This is a genomic window from Mycoplasmopsis californica (assembly GCF_000695835.1).
GTDB classification, from domain to species: domain Bacteria; phylum Bacillota_I; class Bacilli_A; order Mycoplasmatales; family Metamycoplasmataceae; genus Mycoplasmopsis; species Mycoplasmopsis californica.
Genome location: NZ_CP007521.1, coordinates 315,061 through 341,680, shown reverse-complemented (window position 1 = coordinate 341,680; position 26,620 = coordinate 315,061). Strand labels below are relative to the sequence as shown.

The window sequence follows — 26,620 nt, the reverse complement described above, 5'->3', positions numbered from 1 at the left end:
TTACAAAATAAAGGTGTTCGTTATTTTAATATCTAAGGTATATCTCAGGATTTATTTTATTAATTTCTAACTGTGTTTATTTGTTTTACATTTACGTCCTCAATTTTGTATTCAAGTCCATCACCATCGCCACTACTTATTATAATATCCGCTGTAATGAAGTATTTTTTAGTTCAATCGGTTTGTAATTGAATTGTTTCACCTGGCGATTTATGATGAACAAATTTAATATTCATATTTTTAAATCGATTTGAAAGCGGGTTTTTAGTTACATGGATTTCTTTTTTGCCGTTTTTTTCTTTAATTACAACGTATTGTATTTTGTAACTAGTTTGATGATAACTTGTATCCTTGATTCATTCTTTTTGAATTAGATCAACTTCTTTTCTAAAAATTATTTCTTTCGCTTCTTTAACCGAAGCATCAAAATATGATTTTTGATTAATTACATTGTTATAACTATCTAATGGCCTAAATTCATTATCAAGTGGATTAGAACCATTGGTTATAATTTTAGTCATTTCAACTCTAAGGTTAGATGATAATGTATCAAATTTAGTTCAAGCTTGATTTTTTGTTGCTTCGTCTTGACCTCTTTGGCTAATATACTTATTCAAATCAGTATATCCTTTTTCATACATTGAAATCATTTCATAAATTTTATCTAATTCAGAATTTGCTTTTTTTACATTATTTTCTTTAAGAATGTCATTAAATGCATTTTTATAATTGTCTGCAATATTCTTGTAATTAACGCTCATAGACTGGTTTGAACTTTTAATACCATTATTATTTGGAAGATTAACTATTAACGCACTTGCTGATTTTTTAATCATTTCAATTTTTTTATCAAAATGGGTTTTTTGTTCCTGATTTTCTTTTATTTTTGTTTCTATTTCTTCTTTAAGTTTTTCAAATTCGCCAATACTTGCAGTATCTTGACCTAAATTAGATTCAATTCTTAAACGATACATTGCTTTATGACTTTCGCTCAGCAATCCAGAATCAATTGTGTTTTTTAGTTCATCATATTTTTTCGTTAAATCAATTTGTTCATTTAATAATTTTGATACTTCTTCTAACTCTTTAATCACTTTATTAAATTCAGATTGATTAATTTTACTATCGCCAAAACGTGTTTTTAGTTGTGTATTAATATTTTTATAGGTTTGAATACTTGAATCAAATTCTTGTTTTAACTTCAATAAAGCATCTTTTTTATGAAGATTTTGTGAGTTGAATATTTTACTTCTAAAATTATTAGAAAAATTTTGCATCGCTTTATTTAACTCATTATATTTTTTGCTTATTTCTGATTCTAAATTATTATTTTTACTTTTTAATTGAGATAAGGAATCATTATTATTTTTTGTGTTTGTAGAAATTAACGAATTCAATGAATTTAACACAGATTGTACTGAATTATTGTCAATTTTAGCTAGCTTTTGAACCTCTGCTTTAACTTTTTGTGCCGTATCAATTAAGCCAGCATTTTTATCAGTTTCACTATTTCAACTTTGGATTCCTTCGTTTATGCTGTTTAATTCTTGCTCGGTAGTTTTGTCTAGCAACTCATCTTTTAAATCTTGCTTACCTTTTTGAGTAATTTTATTTGATGATTGAATAGTTTTTTCAATTGGTTTCTTTTTATCGTTTAAGCCATTCAATTCATTGAATTTTGCTTTGGCTTTTTCTGCACCATCTTGTTTTTTAATTTGTTCAATCGCACTCGATTTTTGACCTTGCGAAATAAGACCTAATCCATTAATCTTATCAGCTCACATTTTCTTATCGTTATTTAATTTTTTAGCTTTTTCAAATTCTTTCTTAACATTAGGTACATTTTTTTGTTTTTCAATCAATTGTTTAAATTGTGTTTTTTCTTTTTCACTCAAATAAGTGAATTCATTAATAGTTGCCGACTCTTTTTTAGACTTAACTAAATCATTTTCTTTTCTTGCTTCATTCACAATACCATCAACTTGGTTTTGTTTTTCAAGTTTATCTATTCTGTCTTTATATTTATTTTTTTGTGTTGTTTCTAAATGATTAAAGCTATCAATAGATTTTTTAGCATTTTGTTTTTTAGTGTTGAATGCTTTATGATTGTCAAGAATTTTTTGAGCAGCAGGTATTCCATTTGCGTTTTTAATGTTGTTTTTCGCACGCGTCTTTAGAACTTGTGGCAATAAAGTTAAACTATCAATTTGATTAGCAATCTGTTTCTTTTGTCCATTTAAACTCTCAGCATTTTTAACGCTATTATCTATTTGGTTATCTAAATTTGCATTAACAACTTGTTTTTTGGCATTTTCCTTCTCGGCAGCGGATAGATAATCAAGTCTAGATATTTTATTAATACTATCAGATTTTTTCTTTTGGTCTTTTTGAGCTTGAGCTTTAACTTTTTGAACGCCTTTTTCATCATCAACTGCAATTAATTGACTTTCAAAATTATTTTTTTGTTGGTTAGTTAAAAAACTATTACTTTTTATTTCGTTATTGGTATTTTCTTTAGTTTTTGACAGTCTTCTAGCTTCATCAAGCTTAGAATTAGACTTGGTTTCATCCTCTTGCCGCGTAATTTCAGTCTCAATTTTTTTCTTATAAGCATTATTAAGCAATTTAAAACTATTTAGAGCGGCTATATTATTAATGTTTGTGTTATTTAGGCGTTCTGCCCGAGTCAAAATTCCTTCAATTTCATTTTTATTTGCTTTTGAAATTTCGTCTTTAAATCCAGTTTTTAATGATGGATCTAATTTGGCAAAAGTGTCAACTTTATTGTGTGCTTGTGTAATTTTTTGATTTCATTCTTGGTACTCACGAACGATTGTATCAACACTTGACTTAGTCTTAGCGTCTTTTAATTTCTTGCCAAATTCAGCTTCAATACCACTATTGACTCTTAGTTTGGTTAAATTCAACTTAGTAAACTCTTTTTCTTTTTTATATCCATTTAAATCTGTTGCTTCATTAACTAGTTTTTTAACTTCCTCAATATTATTTTTAGCATCTAATTGATTTTTTAACTCATTTTTATGCTCATCAGAAATTAAGTCAAGTTTATTGATATTATATTTTGCTTCATCAACAGCTTTATTTAGCTCATTTTTCATTTTAGCAGCTTCAAGAACTGAATCAACTAGCGTCTTATTAACGCTTCTGTCAATTTGGTCTTTAAAGTTCTGTTTGTGATTTTTTAATGAGTCCATTTGCTCTATTTTTAATTTAGCTTCTTCTTTTTGTGATTTTAACAATAAATCTTCATAAAATTTGGTTGCTTGAGATCTAGTTTGCTCATTTTTAATCTTATCTATTATTGCTTGTTTTTCAGTATTAACGTGTGTAAGTTCAGTAATTTTATCAATTAAATTCTTTTTAAAGTCATTTAAATTATTAGCGTCCTGCAATATCTTTTGTGAGCCTTGATTATCATCTTTTTCTTTTAATGAAGCAATAAAATCTTGCTTATCTTTTGTGCCTAAATAATTGAATTCATTTTGAATTTTATCTTTAATATCAGTTTTAACTTTTTCTAAAGCTTTAAATTCATCTTTAATTTTATCTCAGTCATTTTGTAGCGATGATTCAATTATATTTTTCTTAATTTTATTTTTATATTCTTGGTTAAATTCAATTGATGATGCGATATTGTTATTATATAAATCTTCTTTTTGTTTATTTTTATTTTTTAAAGCATCAAGCTTTTCTTTAATCTGAGTTTTCTGACTTTCAGTCAATGAATCTAGTTCTTTTGATATCTTATTTTTTTCACTTTCAGCGATTCAGTTAAGCTTTTCGATTTCTTCCTTAGCTTTTGCTACGTCGACTTTAAACGTTTCTCCTTTCGCCTCAGAAATAATTACTTCAATAGTGGCCGGAGAGGTTGCTTTTTGAATTTTATCTATTAATTCTTGTTGTTTTTGTGGTGATAATTTAGAAATTTCATTAATTTTTGCAATAGTTTCAACTTTTTTGATTTCAAGCTCTACTTTTTTTCTAAGGATATCTACATCTTCTTGCGTTTTTCTATTTTGTAGTTGATTTTTTAGGCTATCTTTATCATTTATATTAGCTTGTTCAATTAGTTTGCCAACATCTTTTTTACTGTTCTCAACAGCAATTACTGCGTTGTAAATTTGACTTGCTTTTTCAATAGAATCACTGTTTTTGATTAAATTAGCAAACTCATTCTTAACTTCTGAGCTAAAGTTATTTGATGCCTGGATTTTATCAATAATGTCTTGTTTGTCTTGATTTAATTTTGCTGCTTGATTTTTAATTTTTTCAATTTCTTCTGTAGTTAATGATTCTAAAATCACTTTTTTAAAGTTGTCTTTTGAATTTTGCGATAAATTGCTATGATTTTGAATTTCGGATTTAGCATTTTTCTTAATTTCATTTAATTGACTTGCTTTTTTTAGCAACTCATCAACAAGTTCCTTAGTTTTAGCACTTGCAATTTCACTAGCAAAATCTTGGTTTTCTTTTGTATTTAAATCTGAAAACGTGGTTAAATCAGATAGAGCTTTTCTTTTAGCATTATCCAAGTCTTTAGCATTTTGTAGAATTAACTCAATTTCACGGTCGCTAGTTCCATTTTGCAATAATACATAAATATTATTTTTGTCACTTTGACTTAAATTCTTTAATTCGCTTATTTCTTGCTTGCTTTTTTGTTTAGTTTTCTCAAAATTAATTGCTTGTTCATAAATCTCATTTAAGGCGTTTAGATCTTGGGTAGCCACAATTTTGTCATAAAATACCAAAATTTGTTTATCAGATAAGTTCGATAAACCTTTTATTTTTTCATGAATTATTTGTTTTTGTTGTTGTAAATTATTGATGCTTGAACTGATATTTTGAATTGAATCCTGAGTATTAGCACTCTTAATTTCATTCGTAATTGCAATTTTATGCTCCTTAGAAATTAAATCCATTACTTTAACTTGATTTATTAGCTCGTTTTTTAGTTTTGCTAATTTAATTTGATTTTGAGCATTTTTAAGTTGGTCAACTGAATTAGATTCTGAAATCAAGGAATTTAATTTTTGTTTATTTTCTATATCTAAATTAGCATTATCTAATTCAGAATGTAAAATAGATTTTAATTTATTCAGTATATTTTCAGCAATTTGGTGTTCTCGTTTTTCTACAACGCTTATTTTCTCAATAGCTTCTTGATATTTTGTTAGATTTGCTTGATTTTTTACTTCTTTAATAGGTCCGCTTAAGCGCAGTTTTGAATTGTTAAGTTCTTTTTCTAGAGTTTGAAAATCTTTGGAAACTTTAATAATTGATTGAGATTCGTTTTGTTCTTTTTCAACTGAATTTATTTTTTGCTTAATCTCGTCTTTAATTTGGTTTAGTTTTGAGCTTAAGTCAGAAAGTGTTTGTTTAGTAATTTCAATTACTTGTTTTAATTCAGTGTTTTTGTTACTAATTTCAGTGTTTAACTCTTCCGGATTAGAATCGATAAACGAGCTTGTGTCTTGGGCAACAACTGCTTTTTGCGCTAAATTCTCAATAAATTTTGTAATTTCTTCAACGTCAGATCCTAGTTTTGCACTTTTAGCTATCCCGTCATTCAATTCAATAATATGTTTTTGCATTTCTTGCAATCATCTTTGTTTTAATTGGTCAACAGATAAACTTTCTAATTCTTTAACTAAATTAGCCACTTTTTTCTCAGCTATATCAACTTTTGACGCAATCTTAATCAAGTTGTCGACATGTTCTCTGGAATCTGTCGCTTTTTTACGGGCTTCCTCCAGTTCTTTTAGCGCCAATAAAAGCTCCTTGTTAGCTATTTTTAAACCTGGAGTATTGATTTCAGATGTATTATTTAACTTTTTAATTGCTCTTTGTGAAGTATTTTTAGCTTTATTCACAATCTTGTCTAAATTAGATTTATTTTCTTTTAATCTTTCTCTTGATTGAACAATTTTATTTTCAAAACTAGAAATATTATCTTTTAATTCTTTAAGAGCTTGTCTAATTTTGTTGTATTGTTTATATTGATCTTTATTTAATTCTTGATATTTTGCTTTAATGTCTGATAATTGTTCTTGCGTTTCATTAATAACACTTTCTAGACTATCTACTGAATTGTAATGTTTGTCAAGTTTTTGAATAAATTGCTGGGTTTTTTGGCTTTGTTCATTGATAATTCCAATAATTTTATCAATTTCACTCGCACTAAGCCCACTTGTATGGCTAATTGTTATTGCAGTGGTGCCAGCAGAAGCGGCACCGGCTGCAATAACTAAAGAATTAAATAAACCTCGTTTGACAGATTTTTTCATATCATCCTCAACTTTATCATTCATTTTATTACTAATTTATGAGAAAATTTTAAGCCTTTCGAAAAAAAAAAAAAAAAAACTACGTAAATTGAGGAAAAATTCCACAAATTTTGTATGTTATTAGCTAAATTTAGTTTTAATACCTAAAACCTGTTTAAGGGCACTAATCTTAATATTAATATTAATTTTAAGCCCAAAATACATTTACTCATGCTGTCATCTAAAATAAAAAACCCGGCCTGAATGCCGGGTTATATAATAATTATTTCTTTAAATCTATAAACTCAAATGAATCAATTCCAGAACTATAAACTGGTAATATGTTAACACCAACTAAATGATGTTGTGGGTGGTCCTTATCGTAATCTGTAAAAATATATTTACCTGCTGTTCTTGGGTTTTTGACAATAATTTTGTTGTCTATTTCTTGTCCATAAGATTCATTACTTTCTTGTTTTTTAAATTTCACTTCCGAAACTTGACGAGCGTTTTTCCCGTTAGGGTCTCAAATATCTGTATGAACAGCTAGTCATCTTGCAAAATCATTATGCGATCAAACGTATGCATACGCTCTGTTGTTTTCATATGTTTTTATAGGTGTATAGCCATTCTCAAATAACTGCATATGCTTAACCACATGATAACTATCATAATGATTAATATACATATAAATGTCTTTTGTACTAGTATCATAGTCAAATGAGAATTTAATTGTATTTACTAATGCAGATGGCATAGCTTTTGTATCATCTGTGACTTTACCATCAAACACAACTGAATTTAAATTTTTATCTTTGTTTAAAAAACCTACAATTAAATTTGATGGAACAATGACTTTTGCCACAATTTTATTATTCTCGACCGAAAGACGAACTAATTGTTTACTGTTATCTGAGTTAATAAATGTCGCTTGTTGATATTGGTGAAATTCAGGGAAAATAAATTTAACATTGAAATTCTTATTGTCTTGAACAGTCTTTTCAACTAATTTTTCACTTCCGCCATTTTTCTGAACATCATAGACTTTATTTTCAGAGTGGTTTATAACTACTGCACCATTTCCATTAATGCCTAATGCTTTTTTAAACTTAGTAATTAATTTATTTATTATTGTATTTTTATCACTGCCTTGTCAACCTAGATCGTCAGCATTTCCTATTTTTTGCTTAATAGCATATCCATATTGGTTATTGTTGTTATAAAATATTCCACTTGACTTAGGTTCTAAACCTAATTTATTTGCATTTTTAAATGATATTTCAAATGGTTCTTCATGAACAAAACCTTTATAATCACTAAATATATTTAAATTATTAGGTTTATATTCATAACGTACTTTTAGTTGTATATTTTTTTCTTCTTCGTCTTGTCTTCTGTCTGTATATCACCCGTTGCTATTGTTCTTATCTTTTATTAAATAAGTTTTTAGATAAAGGTGATTAAAAGGTGAATTAGCATCTAAAACTGTATGCCCAAATTTATTAAACATTAACAAGAATCTATTATTACCACTAATTTCCATTTGGTCAGAAGCTTTTAACTTAGATGCAATGTCTTCTAATTCTGCTTTAAATTCTCTTAGCAAAATATTAGGTTTAACTTCATGATTGTTTCTGTTGTTGTCTTGTAGCAACTTTTGAAATATTTGAGTTATTTTCGGATCATTCATTCCGTTTCTAAATTCAAGAATTTTGCTAAATATATTGCTTATTGATGAATTTATGAATGTATCTTGTATAAAATCGCTAAAACCAGATTTATTAATTTGATTATTTTGTTCCTGTAAAGCATCTTTTTTAGCATTGTATATTTTGTCTATTTCAATACGTAATTGTTCTACTTTTTCTGGTTTAAAAATATAATTCATTATTTCATCTGTTTTTGCACGTTTTTCAATTAAAGAGTTAATTTCCTCTTTCAACGTGGTGTAAAAGCTGTCAATATTTTGAATTAATTGTTTTGTATTTGATAGTTTTTCTTGAATAAATTGTAATTCAGAGGCATATGATACATTAAAACTATTTTTTAATTTATCATATTCATCTTTAATTTGGTTGAAAATAATTTTAGAACCTGGTAATAAATTAAATATATCATCTGCACCTTGGTCGTTAACTCTTTGTTTTAAGCTATTTTCAATCGAATCAATAAATTGGTGTGCTTTACCTGTTGAATTATTCAAAACTTCATCCAAATCACTATTTATTTCAGTTTTTAATTTAGTTAAAGCTTCTTTTCCTTTTTGCAATATTGAAGCAGAATCTTTTAAATAATCATTTACAAAACTCTGTTCTTGATCACTAAATTCGGCATATGTTTTTAATTTGTCATCAAGAATAGTTTTTGTTGTTAAAAACTTATTTACTTCTTGTTTAATAGGATTTATAGATTCATAACTTGATTTAGTACCGTTTGTTCATATATCGTCCACTTTTATAGAATCTTGCGTACTATCTAGCTTTGAATTTAACTCATTTAGCAGAGATTGCTGATTATCATAAAGAGTTTTAATAGCTATCCAATTTGATTTAATTGCTTCAGAAATTAATTTATTTGCATTGTTGATTTCTTCTACCGGTTTACCAGATGGTTTAATCGGAATATCTGTTAAATTATCGATTGATTTTTTAACAAAATCTTGACCTAAAATATTTTTATTGTTTTTAAAGTCATCGCTAGTTTGAATATATGCTTCAATACCTTGAGCTTGATCTCTTAATTCAGTTGTTGATAAAAGTTTTTTTCTAACAATATCATCAATCGCATTTTCTAAATCCTTGACGTATTTTTCTTTTTCACTAATATCGCCATTAATTTGAGATTTAGGAGAATCGATAAGTTGTTTAAGAGTTTCATAAGCTTTGTCAACTTCAGAAGAAGATACATCTTCACCATCAACTTTTTTATTTGTTTCTAAAACAGCTTTAGCTTCATTAATTTTTAAAGTCAACTTACGAGCAATATCTAATAGGAATGGAATCGAATCGGCTGTGTGTGCTTGAGAATTATTATATTTTTGATTAATTTCATCATACTTAGTTTTGTCTGCGTTATGACTACTTGATATTTTTTCAAGTTCCTTTTTAAATTCTTCCGACTTAGCATTTAATATTTTTCTGTTTTCTAGCGAAATGATTTCATCATTTTTAATTTCATTATCTATTTTTGCTCATTCTTGGAATGCATCGATTTTGGCTTTATGCTTATCTAGATCTAAAATGGTTTTGTCAATTTCATCAGTTAAATTGTTTGTATTATTTTCGCTAAGTCCATTTTCCAGTAATTTAGATGCTTTTTCAAGCTCTGAAATCATTGCTTTTTCGTAATTTTCAACATCTTCATTTAAAGGTGTTGTTTTATTACTAAAATCATATAACTCTTTTATTTTTGCAGCTAATTTAAGTTTAAGTTGCAATGAAGTAGCGATATTATTTGCCTCTTGCTGAATTTTTTGTAGGGTAGGATTATCATCTGCTTTTTCAATTTGTTTTTCCAAGCTCTTTAATTTTGCTTCAACTAGCGATAATAGCGATGGAAATTGACTTAACTCACTATATTTAGAATTAGATTTAACTCTTTGTAACGCTTCATAAGTTTTAATTCGTTCAGCTCTTATTTTTTCATTTTTATCTAACTCTTGACTTAATGATTGAATTTTGCCATCAATTTGATCAATATTTTGTGGGGAAATTTCACTAACCTGTTTTAGCGTGTCTCACATGGCTTGAATCATTTTATCTTCGTCTTTTTTGGTTGAATTAAACTTATTCAAGTCATTTTTACGCTCTTTTTGCCATTCTAAAATTTTATTAGCCACTTCTTTTTGCTTTTCTAAATATAATTTAGCTTTGTTTACTTTTTCAGTAGCTTCACTAACTTTTTGTTTATAAGTGTCGGCATTTTGGTTTTTTGAATCATAAAATGCATCAACAAGTAGCTTATCTACTCAATCGCTCACAATTTCTTTATTAAATTCACCCGAAAATCCGTTTAGTGAATTGTAGTTAGTGCTACTGCTTATGCCTTTAACATCGTTAGCTAATTTATCTAACTGTTTAACTTTACTAATTAATTCTTTTGAAGTGCCAAGATCTTTAATTTTTTGGGCTAATTCTGATTTTAATTGCTCTTTAGTTTTATCTAAATTCGCTAAATTGCTATATTGATTTCTCGATGAACTTACTAAATCATTTAAGTATTTAAAAATATATGAATCAATAAGCGGGCTAGCAGATACCTGTGTTTTTTCTATTTCTCTAACTGCATTACCAAGTTGTAACGCAAGTGCGTTAACATAATCTTTTAACTCATCCACATTATCAAGATGGGTGCTAATTTTTTTAATTTCACCCAAGTTAGATGCTTTAACATTTGAATCTAAAACCTTGTCAAAAGCAACCTTAGTTAAATCACTAACCTCTTGGTCGACTGTGTCATTTAAAACTCCGTTATTTGGCACTATCTCTGATAATAATTTGTCAGCTTGCTGACGTTTTGTATTTGTATTAATTGTATTTTCAGGAACTTTTCTAAAGTTATCAAAGTATTCTCAAAGTTTATTAGCTTTAGCTTTATTTTCTGAGCGTAATGCATATTGTTCATGAATTTGTTTTCATTTAGCATATATTTCAGCTTGTTTTTCGGCAATATTAGCTATTGTGTATGGTTTAGTTGGTTGATATTGCGACTCTAATAACAATTTAAGCTGCGGAATAGCCTTATTTTTTTCGTCAGTATTAATACCTTTTGCAATATCGCTTTCAAGCTCTTTAATAAAATCAGCAATATCTTTTTGTGTCTCATTGTAACGAGCAAATGATTGTACTAACTCAGTGAAGTTATTGGCTTGTTGATCGTTAAAGTTGCCTCTTAAAACATTTTCAGCATTCGATTTAAAATCGCTAACAAGTTTTTTAATCTTATCGCCACTATCTCCTAGGATTGGGGAAATGCTAGATTCAGTAAATTTTTTGTATTTTTCATATGCATTTACAGCTATATCTTTATAGTATCCTGAAGTTAGATTAGCAATTTTGTTTTTTAATGATTCGGGGGTTGAATTTTTACGATCTGCTAAATCGTTTTCAAACTCGGTTAAGGCTTTCTCATAATTGTTATATTTAGCATTTGGATCAAGTTTTTTATCAGTAGCAACTCTTTTTGCTAATTCATCACGTTTCTCTTCTGCGTTGTTTTTAGCTTCATTATATCGATTGTTAATTTGGCCTTTTTGGGCTAAAAGTTCATTAATTTTGGTATCTAATTCAGCTTGTTTTGCTTCAATTTCTGCTGGCGAGTAAGAATTTACATCCGAATCTAGAATATTCCTAAACTCACGCTCAGTATCGTTAATTTTAGTTTTTAAATCAGAATATAATTTTCATTCTTTTTCTTCTTCAGATAAAATTTTGCCTAAACTATTAATTATGCTTTTGCGCAAGATATGTTTTTTCTCAGTAACTAATACTGCATTTTGCACCTTTTTAAGTTTATTTTCAATAGTTTCGGGAGTATCTGTTGTTCCAGTGCTTACGCTTGGCAAGTTTTGTTCTATTACCCTAGCTATAACATCGGCATCTAACTTACTTTCTTGTGATGAAATCGATGTATCAGCTAATATTTCTTTTTTAACTTTAAGTGCTTGCGCAATGGCTTCAATTAATTCAAGTTCTTTAGACATAACTTGCTGAGCAACATTGGCATCTAATACTGAATCAGTGTTAGTTTTTTCTCGACCGTACTGAATTAGCTTTTCAATTGAATCGTTAAATTTATTAATTGAGTGATCATTGGCTGAATTTTCGCTAATTCTTAATTTTTCTAACTTTTTAATCACTGCTTCAATTTTGTCTTTACCATATGCTAATTCCAAATTAGAATCTGCTTGACCAACCTTCTTAATTAATTCATCAATTTTTGAACGTTTTGGTGGTATGTCATTAAGACTGATCGAACTTAAAACTGATTGAACCTCATCTTTTAAGCCCTGAGCATTAGCAATTGCTTGTGGTGTATGTGGTCCGCCATCGTTACTTTTGCCATATTCAGCTTCTTTTTGTTTATATGAATTAAATTTAGTTTCTAATTCTTTAACTTTATCTAAAAGATCAACTAATGCGTTGGCTTTTGCGTGTAATTTTAATTTATCTTCTTTAGTTAGTTGAGGGTTTTGAGCTTGTTTGTATAACTTTTCTCATAAAGCTCTAATATTTCTTTCTTCTTCACTATTTTTTTCTGAGGCAGATTGTTTTGATGGTCACAATTGGTCAATTTTTTGTTTTGCTCGCGTTAATTTCAAAAGTAACGAGCCATCTTTTCTCATTTTAATTATTTTGTTGAGTAAATTTTGAGCTTCTGAACCTAAGCTATCTATTTCTGAAGAAGAAGGATTATTTTTTTCTAATGCTTCAATTAAGTCTTTTTCTAATTTATCAATTTTAGCAAACTCAACTTTAAAGCTGTCAGGGTCATCATGTGAAGCAATAATGTCTTGACGGGCTTTTTTAAGCTCTTCAATAGCATCATTAGCAATTTCTGCTTTTTGAGTTATTAAAACATTATTGTCAAGAATATGCTTAGACTTTTTATCTAACTTATCAAAGTCCTCATATTTGAAAATTGAAGCTAAATCATTAAGCTTTTTACTGATTGAATCAGTATTTTTGTGCAAAAATGTGTCAAAAGTTAAATTTATGTCAGTGTTGAAGTTTGAGTGCTGCTCTATTAATTTTTGTAAATTATTTAAATATGATTTTTGGGCTAATGTGTATTGATGTTCACTATTTTGCGTTCTATTAAATGCTTTTTGAGCATATTCTTTTGCTTTAATTAGACCGATTAAGTTTTTGTTGTGAACTAAAGCTCTTTCCAGGGCGTTAACTGCAAAAATGTATTTATCAATTTGTGCTTGAATTTGATCCGAAGTTATTGGATTAAATTTGACACTAGTTATTTTATGTGTTTGGACATTAATTTCATTTAGCAAGTTTGTCAGTTTTTTTGTATCTAACGAGTATTTTTCAATATATTCTCTGTTTTTTGAGTCTAACTGATTATAACTTAGATTGATAAATTTGTCTAATGGTTGTAAGTCAGAAGATGTTTTAGTTTCTAAATATAATAATTGGATTTTCTGAATAACCCGTAATTGCTCACGAACATTATTTTTTTCTTCAATAATTTTATTGGCATCAAAATTTGAATCTAAGGTATGCTCACTAATTTTATTTAGTAAGTCTGTTGATAATTGGATTGCATTAGGGCTTAAATATCTCGCTTTTATATTAGGATTAACACTATTTCAGTTGATGATTTTAGCGTTAATTTCGTAATTAATTTTAGAAAATGTCTCACGGGTTTCAATTAGGGCTTCAATAGCATTAATATTTTCATTAATTTTTTCAATTGCTGAATTAGGATTTTTAGCACTTTGAATAATATCAAAAGCCATTGCCCTAAATTTAGCTAAGTCTGTTGAAGTGATGAGTGAATTGTGTGATGAAGAAAGATTTTCTAAATTATTTAATGTTTGACTAAGTATTTTCTCACTAACATATAATCGATTAATTAAGTCACGGTAATACCCGACATGTTGGATTAGAGTTGATTTTGTATCGGAAAATGAACCTGCCAAGATTTTAGTGTAATCTTTTTCACCTTGGATCGATAAAAATGTCTTTTTAAAGTGAGTAAAACTATTTTTGTATGCAGAGACAAATTCTTTAAATTGAGCCACAATTTCATTTGTGCTCAATTGAGTTGCTTCAATCATTTTTTTAGCATTTCTAAAATCGTTTAGTGCATTTTCTAGATCGCTAATATTCGCTGATGAATCAAGCAATGATGTTGATGATTCTAGATAATATCTTGATAAATTTAAGTAGTTTTTAACTAATTCATATTCTAAAATTTTACTTAAATTATTTTCCTTTGTTGAGTTATTGATTGTATGAATTAGTTTATCAATAATACCTCTATTCACCAAAACGGTATTCGTAGGTTTAAGGGCGCTTACAATTTTATTTAATTCATCTTTAACGTTTTTTTCTAAACTATAACCTAAAAAGCTATCCTTTGCAATTGTTTCGCCAATATAAACAACATTTAAATTGACAGTTTCAATCATTTCCTGGTTATATAGGGTATATTTATTGTTAAAGTCTTTATTTTTTTGTGTTTTTGCATCTTTTAAAGCATATTCAATTGATGCTTTATTTTTTGCTATAACATTGATTCTGAATGTTTCATTAAATAAATCATTTTCAATCTGATAAACATTTTGCATTCATTTATAACGCAATGCACGAGTTGGGTATAAAGTTTTTAATAAAGCAACGTTGTCATCTAATGAATTGTTATTTTGCAATAAATGTAATTTAATCAAACTAAATTGCTCATTGATTGTTGAATCTAATACATTTTTATATTCACTTATTCATTTTAATTGAGTTTGTAAATTTTCATTAACTAATTTATTTAAAGAGCTTTTTGTATCAGTTAGACTGATATTTTTAAATCTTTGTAAAAGATCTTTATCCTGAATTCTAGTTGAGTGTTCTTCTAGTAAATTGCGAATAATTTTAATAGTATATGGATTAAATTTAGCTTCTAAAATTTGAGCATTTATTCATTTAAATATAATTTCTTCTTGTTCTTGCCCAATTTCATGTAATAAAACATACTTTTGTAATGGAGTCAAATATTTATCTTGCAGTTTTGTGCGTATTTGAACATCTTTTTGTTTTCATTTTTCAATATCTTTTTGAGAAGAGAAGATGTTGTGAATATTTTTATTAAATTCACTACTAAAAGCGATATATCTAGCTATGGCATTATTTGCAATTTCTTCATCTCTTTGACTCAATACAAATAAGGTTGTACCCACTGCCGATATTGAACCCAAAATTGATAATGCGCCAAGAGTAATTTGTTTATTTTTACTCATTTTCTTCTCCCTTCTCTGGATGAATTTTTACGTATTTTCGTATTTGTCGACGAAAGTAATGAAATTTGAACCGGAAAGAGTATCATTTGTTCATCGATTATGTCTATGGAATCAACCACCATAATTCTCACTTGCAAGTTCACCTTTATCACTTCAGGCTTTTGCGAATTCCTCGGCAAAAATATTAGCTTTAATAGCTGTTTTAATATTGTTATCACTTATATTTTTAAACTCTTTACTCATCCTATCATTCGTTTTTCTCGCAATCTCTTTTGAATTCGGGGTATCTCATCAATAAAAATGTCATTTAAATTTTGCATTTGTATAATCATTTATATTTTCGAAAAAAGTACTATTAAATCCGCTAGAGCTATTACTTCATTTATTTTCATAAGAAATGTGCAAGACACAAAATGAATCATTATGTACTAGTGGGATAAAAACAAATCAAGGGGTATAAACATCATATTTTTTAGAGTCATCTGAAATTTCAAAATCATTTCCGTTTTGAGTTCAATACATAAATGATTTTCCATTAACTTTTGGCATCTTCCAACGCTTGCCATCACCGTTTTGTACTATGCCATCATTCACTAATCTAATTTTATATTTTAAAAATGAACTAGATGTAGATCAATCAACGTCTATCGATCCACGTGGATCTATGGCGTTATAAAGTTTCATATTAAACTCAGGAATCTTATTTTGTATGTTTGATGTTTTAGCCAATTTATTCTGCATAGCCTTATTCCACGATTCTTCATCATGGAACGAGACATCTTCTCGAATAAATTTTAAATTATGTTTTTTCATGTATGATGCGTTTTTTGCATATAAATTTAATAATTCAGTATATGGATTTTTTATATTTCAGCCCGCTTTTGATCATTCAAAAATTGGTGTTTGTTCTCTCATTCTATCATTCAACATATTATCTTTTTTAATACTAAACGATTTCAACGTTTCAAAATTAACTCATATATCTTTAAAGTCTCTTCTAAATCCTTCAACGTAATTGAAGAAGTTATTACCATTACTTGGTTTTTGATATCTAATACTTAGATTTATTTTAGCTTTTTTATAGGTTGTATCAGCTAAATAAATTTGGTCCGAGTAATTAGGATTACTTGTTTCCTTAGTTAGATATACCTTAACATTACTTGTGTTAAAGTATTGTTTGTCACCTTTCAATATGTTAAAGTGCTCAAAAAGATTTAAAAGTTCTGTCTGATTTGTTATTTCGATTTCATTATTGCCGCTAGAATTTCCTAATAGCTTAACTTTTTCTTCAAATGTTTCTAAAAGAGTACTTGATAATGGCTTAATGTGTTTTATTACCTTAGAATCATTTTCTGCAAGACTGCTAAAGAATAATTGTTTATTTTCTTCAAGGTTTAATCATTCTATAAGTTTGCTAATAGGCGTGTAAATTGATTTTAAAGCCTCAAGTTTTGATAAAAAGCTGTTTTCTTTCTTTTTCAAAACTTCATCGGCTGATTTTTTATTACTTTCCTTAATTGTATCAAATTGAGCTTTATATGCAGTAATTATAGGTTTAAATGGTTCATTAGAAATTAAGTCATTTTTTTGATATTCACTACCTGCTATTAGTTTTAGCATGTTAGAAAAATCCATATTTTCAAGAACTTTGTTGTATAGTCCTTCTAATCCATTCTCATCAGAACTGCTACTTCCATAGATAAGCGTATCAGTATATTTGATTGCTTTTGATAACTTAGCTATTCCATCTTTATACTTGTTAAATTGAGCTGTATATTGACTAATTGCGCTAATATCACCATTTCTTAAATTATCGCTAGTTTTTACTACTTCAAAAGAACCTTCATTAGAACCTAAATCACTAATACTTGTTTTAGCTGTATCAATTTTTGTTTTTAGTTCACCATCTACTTCTTCGGCGCTTTTATATTGATTTTTGTTCTGAATACTTGCAACTTGTTTATATAAGCTGTCATTATTTGGAGATTCCAATTCTTTTTTAAACTCATTTAGTTGCTCTTTCACTGATGAATAACTAGCTTTAGAAATTGAATTTAAGTGGGTATAGTCTTCATATAATATTTTAAAATGTTTTAAAAGTTCAAAAGCCTGCGATTCATATTTTGCTTCATCATATTCATTATTTTGCTGACTTTGAGCCTCTAGAATATGTTTTTCATACTCACTCATATATTTATCTAGCCACAAGTATCCGCGTAATAATGTTGCTTCTTCAGTAGAAATTCCGCCATTAGTATTTTGAGTACTTCCTTTTAGAAAATCTACATATTGTTTTAATACATTAACCATATTTTTTACTTGGTTTTTACTACGTTCAACAACTTGTTTTTTTAACTCTTTTAATTTATTGCTTGCTTCTATATATTTATCATTTTGAGTCTTTAAATCAGTTTGCGATTGTATAGTTTTAAAATCAGGGCTATTTAAATCTATGTTTTCAAAACCTGTTGCACTAGAACCAAAATTATCTTTAATTAGTTGTTTAACATCATTAATTTCGTGTTTTAGTTTATTTATTTCATTAGATTTTTGTAGTTTTAATTTAGTTACTAAACCATAAGAGTTGTTCAAAAGTCTTTCAACAATTTCATCTCTTTTAGTTTCTATTTGATAATCTTTTGAATGATCATAGTTTGTTAGTAAATCTTTAGCAGTGGCAATATCATGCTCTAGGTCTTTATATAGTTTTTGCATTTCTGGAGTTTCTTGTTTTTCAACATAATCCTTTTGATCTCCTGGAACTACAAATTTTTCTGCTTTTGTAATAGCTTCGCTTAACTCTTTTGAACTTTCAAACAATGTTTCAAATCCTAATGCTCCATCATTAAGGTATTCATTTTGTAATTCTTTTAATTTAGAATCATTTAAAACTCTATCTTGTTTTACTTTATTAACGAAATTATCTAATGCAGAATGAACTAATTTTTTTGCATCTTCTGATAGTTGCGATTCTTTTAACTCTTGTTCTTTTTGTGATTCTAAGGTAAATAAATCAATCTTGGTTTTGGTTGTTTTTAATTCTTTTATCTTAGCACTCAAAACAAAAGGACTTTTTTCATTATAGTAATAATTATCTTTAACTGTTTGTGAGTTTGGTTTATTAATTGCTTCTAATTGCGTAGTTAAAGACTGGATAGTTTCAGTTAAACTATCTGATTTTTCAGTTAATTTATTAGCTTGTTCTTGTTTTTCTTTAGCTTCTTCAGCATTGTCGGCAATTTGTTTATATAAATCCAATAAAGATCTAGTTGATGAAAAATCATTCATTGCTTTGTCAATTTCATTAATTTGATTTACATCTGTTATTTTGCTGATTTTATCAAGAGTTTCCTTGAATCAAGTCTCCATATCTTTTTTAAGTTCAGCATATTTAGGCTCTGTAACTTTTGCTTGATCCTCAGTAAATGCTTGTTGAATCTGTTCAAAAGCTCTTTTTCTCGCTTGTTGTAAATCTTTAGCCTTCTGAATCTTTACTGGTAACGATGCACTCAATTCATCAATCTTGTTTTTTAAATCAGTTGCGCTAAATGTATCAGATTCTGCGCTCGGAACTGATTCAAGCACTGTTTTTCTTATGTTTTCGATATCGCTATCGTAACCGTATTTAATATTATTAAATTTAAATTCAGGAATTTTTGTCTCTGTATCCAAGGTATTTTTTTGCAAATCAACTAAGCTTTTTGTTTGCTCAATAACGCCATTTAAAAGTTGTATATCTTTTACATAGTTTGAACTAGCCATTGATGTTGTATAACCGACTAATTTATCGTAAAACTCGTTTAGTTTTGCACTCGGATTCTGTGATGTAGTTCCATTAGAGCCCTGCGATTGTAAAGTATCAATTTTAGCTTTCAATTCAGAAAATGCAGTGTTTGATTTTTCAAAATGTTTTAATTTATCTAATATTTTTTGAATCTCTTTGGTGTGCTTATTTTGTTCTTCGAACTTAGTAAAATCAGTAGATGCTTCATTTATTTTTGTGCTTAATTCATTCTTAACTGTTTCAATTTGAGTTTTTAAAGCCCCCCCAACACTTTTATCCTTTTCAGCTTTAGCGTCTTTTAAAAACTTGGCAAAATCAGCAGTGTTTTGAATATTATTTTTTATGTTTCTTGCTTCTTGCTCAATCTCACGAACTTTTTTCTTGTCACTTGAGACATCATTACTTTGGGTTATTGCTTGAATTTCTTGTTTTAATTTATCAAGTTCTTCATCAACTTTATTAGCTCCCGCTTGAAAATCAGTCGCTTGATTTTTCACTTTCGAATCGTATTCAGTTTTAACTGAATCAACAAATTTAGTGACATCCTCTTTTATTTTGTCTAAAGTTAATAACTCATCAAGTGCATCTTGTAGTTTGTCACGTTCAGAATTGATCTCAATTACCGATGGGTGCTCAGCGCCATTGGCATTTATGCTTAAATTAATATTTTTAAATACATCAGATAATTGTTTGTATTTATCATCACTATTTTCAACAGTGTCAGCAACTTTATTTTGAACTTCAATTAAATCTTCAAGAGCAACAATTCTATTTAATTGTTTTATAACCTCTGAAGCTTGGTTTGGGTCCATTTGAGCTTTAACAAAATCGTCCATAGCTTTGACAACATCTTTTAATTGTTCAACTACTTTTTTATTTTGTGCATTAGTTCCATTTAGTAATGATTTTGATGCTAATTTTGACTCAAGATTTTTTATTTTTTCATCAAGCTTGTGTTTGTTTGTGAAGAATTTATCTTTTTGGTAAGCTAAATAAAGTCTGTTTTTAACTTCGTCTAGTTTGTCATGGCTTAAAATATCATATTTACTTTGAGTTTCGCTATTATTTTTAGCTTTTGAAATTAATTCTTTAAATTCGGCATCAAGTTTTTTAATTTCAGTTTCTTCTGTATTATCAGCACCTTTGATATTTTCTTGTTTTTCTTTGTCTAAATAATCCTTAATTAATTTTTCAACATCTTTAACAGAATTTTCTAATCTATTATTAATAGCTTGTTTTTGTGCTCTAAAACTACTGATATCTTGTGTAATGTCACTCATCAAGTTTTCAAGTTGAACTTTGGTTGTCTCAGGTTTGAATAAAATTTCAGTATATTTACTGATTTTTTGCTCAATTTCATTGTCTACATCTTTAAAAATATCACGTTGTGATGAGTCGTTATTATCTTTGAATTGGTTTTGTTTTAGTTGTTTCAACTCGTCTAGTTTATCTTTAGTTGCTTTACTAATTTCAATTTTATCTATCGCTTGATTTAAATTAAATAATTTATTGTTAGTTTCACCTGCTGAATCGCTAATTAAAGAGTGATTTGCGTTAATATCTTTTTCAAAAGTAGCAACTAATTCTGGGTATTTAGTTTTATCAATTTCACTTAATTTGATTGCAGCCTCTTTAAGGCGAGCTAAAAGTTGCTGACGAGCATTGATTTTGTCAGCCATGTTTTGCGCTCTGTTTTTGGCTTGTTCTTGTTTAGTTTTCAACTCTGATCTTAAGGATGCGATTTCACCTTCTAGTTGCGATATAGCTTTGGTATTTGCGGATAGAGCATCTGGATTAGAAATTTCAGCTTTTTGGTTTCATAGTTGTTGAAGCTCTTTGCTTTTAGCTTGAATGTCTGAATCTAAAGTAGCAATTTCATTTTTAGTATCTGCTACAAATTTATCAACAACCTTTTTCTCGTTGATTAATAAATCAATATCAGAATTTAATTGTGAATAAGGATTGATGTCAACTTGAGCTTGATTTTTAAGATCGCTATTGCTAATTTTATGTTTTGCTAAGTTAATGCTTTCGTTTTCTAAATCGCCCTGTGCTGAGCTGATGGCAATGTTTTTACGTGTTTTTGCTAAGTCAAATGTTTTAGCGTCAAAAAATTCTTTATTGTGAATATTTGGATTAAATAACTCTGATTCAATAAGTTTTCTGACTTCATCTAGTTGTGATTGACCGCCTGCATTTACTTTCTTAATTTCCTCAATTTGCTGAGTTAATGTCTGATTTTGAGAGTTTTGTGCAGAGTCTTTTTCAAGTTTGTCTAAATGAGCTTTCGAGTTAACTAAATCACTTTCAAGGTTTTTACTTTCAGAATCTAAATCTGATAAAGATTGCAAGCTCAATTGCAAAATACGCATTTTGTTTTTGATTTTCTCATTTTCAGCTTGTTTTTCGAGCTCGTTTTTATTCGTGTTATCACGGTTAGATTTTGATTCTTCGGCCAATTTGTCAATTGCTTGGTTTAGTTTTTGTTCGATAATACTTGGTTGTGAATTATGGCGTTTGTTGATAAAAGTGTCCTTGATTTGCTTTTTAATCGCTTTAGAAGTGCTGTCGCCACCTGCACGTGCAATTTTGTTACCAAAATCATCAACAGCAAATTTAAGATCACGGTTAATTTTAGTTAGATTAAAGCTCTCATTCGCAGGATCTTTTAGTGCTTGTTGAGCTTGTTCAACTAAATCTATAATTGACTTCATTTCTTTTGAAAAATAAGTGCGGGCTATATCGTCATTTTCATAGGCCTTTAAAACCCTTTGAGCTTCCTCAGCGGTATCAGCCAACTCTTTAGCTACGTCTATTTTGCTTTTGAAAATAGTTTGTCAAGCAGCAATCTGTGCTAATTGCGCTTGTTTTTGGTCAACGCTTAAATTTGCGTTAGCTTGAATTAGTTTTGCTTGGGTTGCAAATGAACGTACTTGATTAATTAAATTTTGTTTCGCCTCTGAATTAGCGCTATCTTGGTAAGTTTTATTGATAATTGTTTCAATATTTTGCGCTTCAGATTCAATTGCGTTAACTAAAACAGCTATTTTTGCTTTTTCTAAAATGTTAATCGCTTGATAAATGGCGTTTTCTTGTCCTAACTCATTAGACGGTTTTAATGAAGATAATTCTTGGCGTGTTGCTGTCGAAAATTCATTAGCATAAGAGTTAAAAATTGGCCGTAAATATTGTCATTGTGCCACTAAGTCAGGGGATTTTTGAATTGATTCCTTAGCAAATTCAGCATCAATTGCATTAATCAAATGGCTTAGAATAATTTTTTGTTGTTTACGAAGAGTATTAACATTAATTGCGAATTCATTAGCGATATTATCAGGAGTTAAAGTGGTATCTATAGATTTGTTAGGCAAGCTTTGAACTAAAGTATTAAATTCCGCACTTGATGTTGGTGCGTATTTAGAAGAGTTTATATCAGCATCCTTAACTTGCGATTTTAAAATTATGCTTTGCTCATTGTAGAATTGTTTTATTTGTTCATCGACACTTGCTTGAATAACAATTTTGTCAATTGCTTTGATGTATTCAAAGAAATCCTTGTATGGAACCTGTTGTGCTTTTGTTGTTAAAAGCTGAATGTTTTGCTTGTCTAATTGAGCATTTTGCAATTTAGTCAGCGATTTATCTAGGAGATTATGTGCTATCTTGATTGCGTTAAAATCACGCATAAACGCGGCGTTAAAATCAGTGATATTTTGAAAATCAGCATCTTTAATATATTTATTAGCTTTAGCAATTAACAAGTCAAGGGTAGCTTTAAATTGAGTAGGAATTGTTTTAGCTAAATTCTTAGCTTGGTCAAGTTGCGAAGATAAATAAGCTTTTGTTTGCTCAACATTATTAAAATATTGAGCATTACGTGTTCAAAAAGCGCTTAAATATTCATCAATTACACTTGCAAGACTTTGATTTTTATCGAGGTCTAAACTTGCTTGTAAAAGTCCTTTATTAGCCTGAATGAAAAATTCAATAGCATCTAATTCTGAATGCAATTTGTCTTTTATTGATTCGTCTAATTGTTGTGAAGTAATGTTTGCTTTTGCGTCAGCAATCTTAGCATAAATAGGTTTAATAATTGCATCATTGTGCTCAGTTTCAACCTTAAATAAATCATTTAATTTTTGCTCCAACAAATCACTTAGAACAACTGCTTCATCACGCGAACTGATACCACGACGAATTTGATTTCTTACTCATTCAACTATTCCGTTAGCAATGTTAACATATGGACGAATGTTCAAATTATCTTGGCGTGTCTGTAAATTTAATTCAAATACATTAGCTTTTGTTTCCAAATCCAAAATTAAATTAGCATTCTTTTGCGCTAAAGAGACCATTTGTGCAAATGTTTGCTCAAAATTGTGTTTATTATTATAATCTTTAAGTTCTGAATTGACTTTTGCTTTCAAATCGTGCGCGCTCAGTAAGTGTGAAAATGATGCAAACATTTGTTCGCCAGCTTGTGATTGGTTATTTATGTGATTGATTTTACTTTGAGCTTTCGCTAAACTCAATTGCATTTTATTACGGTGTTGTAAGAGACTTAATACAAGCGAGCGAATATCCTTGTGTCAATTACTTAATTCTTGACTTAATATTTGTTTAGCTAATCTAATATTGTGCTTTAATTCTTCCTCATAGCCACTTTTAGTTGCATCATTAGTACTCAAAAACTCTTCGCTTCGCTTAATTAATTCTTCAAGTTGCTTATGAGCGTTAGAATTCATTGTGTATTTGATACGATCGGTATTTGAGTATCAAAAAGGAACACTGATAGCTAAAGCTGCAGCAGGAATACCAGTTCCTAAAAGAGCAGCTAAAATCTTTTTATTTCTTGCTTTGTTCTTCATAATTTTCTCCTATCTATTTCATCACCCGAATATTCCATGATTTCTTCGTTCAACACTTCATATCCAACCATCTTGCACACTTCCGTTGTAATAAATGAAATCAAATGCTAAAAAAACACCAAAAACAATAATTGCTACAAACAATAAAATCGCAATAATGAAAAATGTTTTTTTAGTACCACTTAACTTTCCGACATTGTTCAATTTTTTATTAGATTGAGACAATGCAATAGTTTTTACCTGATTTGAAGCAACTTTTTCATCGTTCAACAACTTAGCTTTTTGCTTCATTGATTTTTGCTTGGTTTTGCTTTCTGAATTGATTTTCTTTTTTAATTTAGTAATTTTAGGGTTATATTTTTCTAATAACTCATCCATAAAATACCTCTTTTATATATATATATATATAAATATAGCATAAAATATATAAAATTACAATCTTCCTTCCTCTTTATTAGATGAAGTGAAAATTTAAAATAATTTTGTTTAGGAATTTCTTATTATGTTTTTCCCTATTCAATTGAAAAATGAGTAAATACGGATAATAAAATTATCTTTAAAAACGCTTTAAATAATAAAAAGAAAGTACTTGCAAATTTACTAATAATTTAAAATTAATAAATTTAATAGAACAATTTTATTATTCATACTTAATTTATCGTTTATATTTCTTCAAAAAACAATCAAACAATTATTGATATAAAGTTCATGCTTTAAATTTAGTATTTTAGTCTGAAAATTGCAAATATTTTTCACACTAAATATGTTTTTCTATAATATTAAGAATTTAAAACAGTATTTAATTTTATAATTTAGTAGAAGAATTACGTTTGGAGGGGTTATGAGCAAAATTCAGCCAGCATTTGCTAATGATGAGATTATAGTAATAAATAATTTACAAAAAAATTTCAGAAAAAATAAAGCGTTAAAAGGAGTTAGTTTTAGTGTCAAACGAGGAGAGTTATTTGGTTATTTAGGATTGAATGGAGCAGGGAAAACTGTTACTTTGAATATTATTTTAGGTCTGCTAAAAAGGGACGGTGGTGAGGTTTATATCAATGGTTTAAACATTGACAAAAATCAACTCGAAATAAGAAATCAAGTTGGTATTGTTTTTCAAGAATCGATTCTAGACCCTGAACTTTCGGTACGTGAAAATTTAATGATAAGAGCAACACTTTACAAGGATTTTTTAAAAGATGAAACAGTAGCCTCGGTTGTTGATAAAATCATTGACGAATTTCAACTTAATGATTTTGCATCTCGCCGATATGGTACTTTATCCGGCGGGCAAAAACGGCGTGCTGACATTGCCAGAGCGCTAGTTCACAGTCCAAATATCTTGTTTTTGGATGAACCGACGACAGGACTTGACCCAAATTCAAGAAAACTTGTCTGACAAATTTTGAAAAAAATTCAACAAACACGGAAATTAACTATAATGCTAACTACTCACTATATGGAAGAAGCCGATGATTGTTCAAGAGTAATAATTTTGGAAAAAGGGAAAAAATTAGTTCAAGATACTCCCGCCGCCTTAAAAACTAAATACTCATCATCAAAGATTCGCATTTATCAAATGAGTGATGAATTAAAAGAGTTAATTAACACAAGTGCAGACTTAAATTATCAAATAGATAATCAAACCTATATTTTACAATTTCCCACAGTGGCAGCTGGTCAAAGTTTTGTTGCAAATAATATTCAACATTTAAAAGATTTTGAATTTAATAAAGGTACAATGGATGAAGTATTTTTAAATGTAACGCAGAAAGGAAAAGGACAAAATGAATAAATTAATGCAGCTAACTAGACGTAATTTAATAATCTTTTTCAAAGACCGTCGTAGAATGTTTTTCACTTTTATGGCTCCATTAATTGTGCTATTGTGCTTTGTTTTATTTGCTCGCCGAATTTATTTTTCACAGATGCCAAATGAAGTGGATGAAAAAATAAAAAATCAATACGCTGATATATCAATGTTAATTGGTTTATTATCGGTTACATCCTTTACGAATGCAATTAGTTTATCGTCAATTATGGTCAGTGATGCTGAACGTAAAGTTCTTAACGATTTATACATTTCACCCGTTCGTGCGGGAATTGTTAGATTTAGTTATCTTATCTACAATATTATTTTGAATATTTGCATTACATTTCTAATGTTTATTATTGCTTTATGTTGAATGGCGATTAATCAAACATTGGTTGTTAAGGTTGATATTTTAGGAATTTCTAAAACTTATTATTCATTTAACACTGCTAAAATCTTAATAATTATTGGCATAATTGTCCTGGGTGCTTTTTTAAATAGTTCTTTATTTGTGTTTTTTCTAAGTTTTTTAAGCAATAGTTCAGCTTTTAGTGCGATTAGCGCTAGTCTAAGTGCAATAGCAGGATTTTTAATTGGGGCATTTGTCCCTCTTCACACTTTTCCTCGTCCGATTGCAGAATTTAGCTCCTTAATTCCTTCAACTCACATTTCCAATATGATTCGACACTTTATTGTTGAGGATTTAATTTTTGCTAATAAAGAATTATTTAAAGTTAATCATGCTTTATCCGATTTTAATATCTTATTTGGTCAAGATATCAAATGATGAGCATCATTTATTTACACAGTTTCCTGAACGACATTAATGATGAGCCTTAATATTTCTCTTACTAATCTAAAAAGAAGATAATTTTAAGCCCCACTAAATAACGAATAACACTC

General features: G+C 28.4%; 6 protein-coding genes. 2 read left to right on the top strand and 4 right to left on the bottom strand.

Features of this window, described 5'->3' with window-relative positions; genetic code table 4:
- Positions 1 to 59: 59 nt before the first annotated feature.
- The 4 genes from MCFN_RS01390 to MCFN_RS01375 all read right to left on the bottom strand — a co-directional run bounded on the left by MCFN_RS01390 (position 60) and on the right by MCFN_RS01375 (position 24,282).
- Entirely contained in the window at positions 60 to 6,332 is a 6,273-nt protein-coding gene (locus tag MCFN_RS01390) for a GA module-containing protein (RefSeq protein ID WP_038561488.1), read from the bottom strand.
- Between the two features lie 238 nt (positions 6,333 to 6,570).
- Positions 6,571 to 15,252: a hypothetical protein gene (locus MCFN_RS01385; protein WP_038561486.1), complete on the bottom strand. Its 8,682-nt coding sequence runs from the start codon at positions 15,250 to 15,252 to the stop codon at positions 6,571 to 6,573.
- A 27-nt stretch (positions 15,253 to 15,279) separates the two neighbouring features.
- Complete coding sequence (locus tag MCFN_RS01380; protein ID WP_038561484.1) at positions 15,280 to 23,904, bottom strand: hypothetical protein; 8,625 nt, start codon at positions 23,902 to 23,904, stop codon at positions 15,280 to 15,282.
- A gap of 9 nt (positions 23,905 to 23,913) precedes the next feature.
- Positions 23,914 to 24,282 (bottom strand): hypothetical protein, encoded by a 369-nt coding sequence (locus tag MCFN_RS01375; protein ID WP_038561481.1) that lies wholly within the window; start codon positions 24,280 to 24,282, stop codon positions 23,914 to 23,916.
- 463 nt (positions 24,283 to 24,745) lie between these two features.
- Between MCFN_RS01375 and MCFN_RS01370 the strand changes: the two genes are divergently transcribed.
- Together MCFN_RS01370 and MCFN_RS01365 are read left to right on the top strand one after the other, a co-directional pair.
- On the top strand, positions 24,746 to 25,699 hold the full coding sequence (locus MCFN_RS01370; RefSeq protein ID WP_051604555.1) for an ABC transporter ATP-binding protein: 954 nt from the start codon (positions 24,746 to 24,748) through the stop codon (positions 25,697 to 25,699).
- Entirely contained in the window at positions 25,692 to 26,588 is an 897-nt protein-coding gene (locus MCFN_RS01365; RefSeq protein ID WP_038561478.1) for an ABC transporter permease, read from the top strand. Before MCFN_RS01370 ends, MCFN_RS01365 begins: the two co-directional genes overlap by 8 nt.
- Positions 26,589 to 26,620 lie beyond the last annotated feature (32 nt).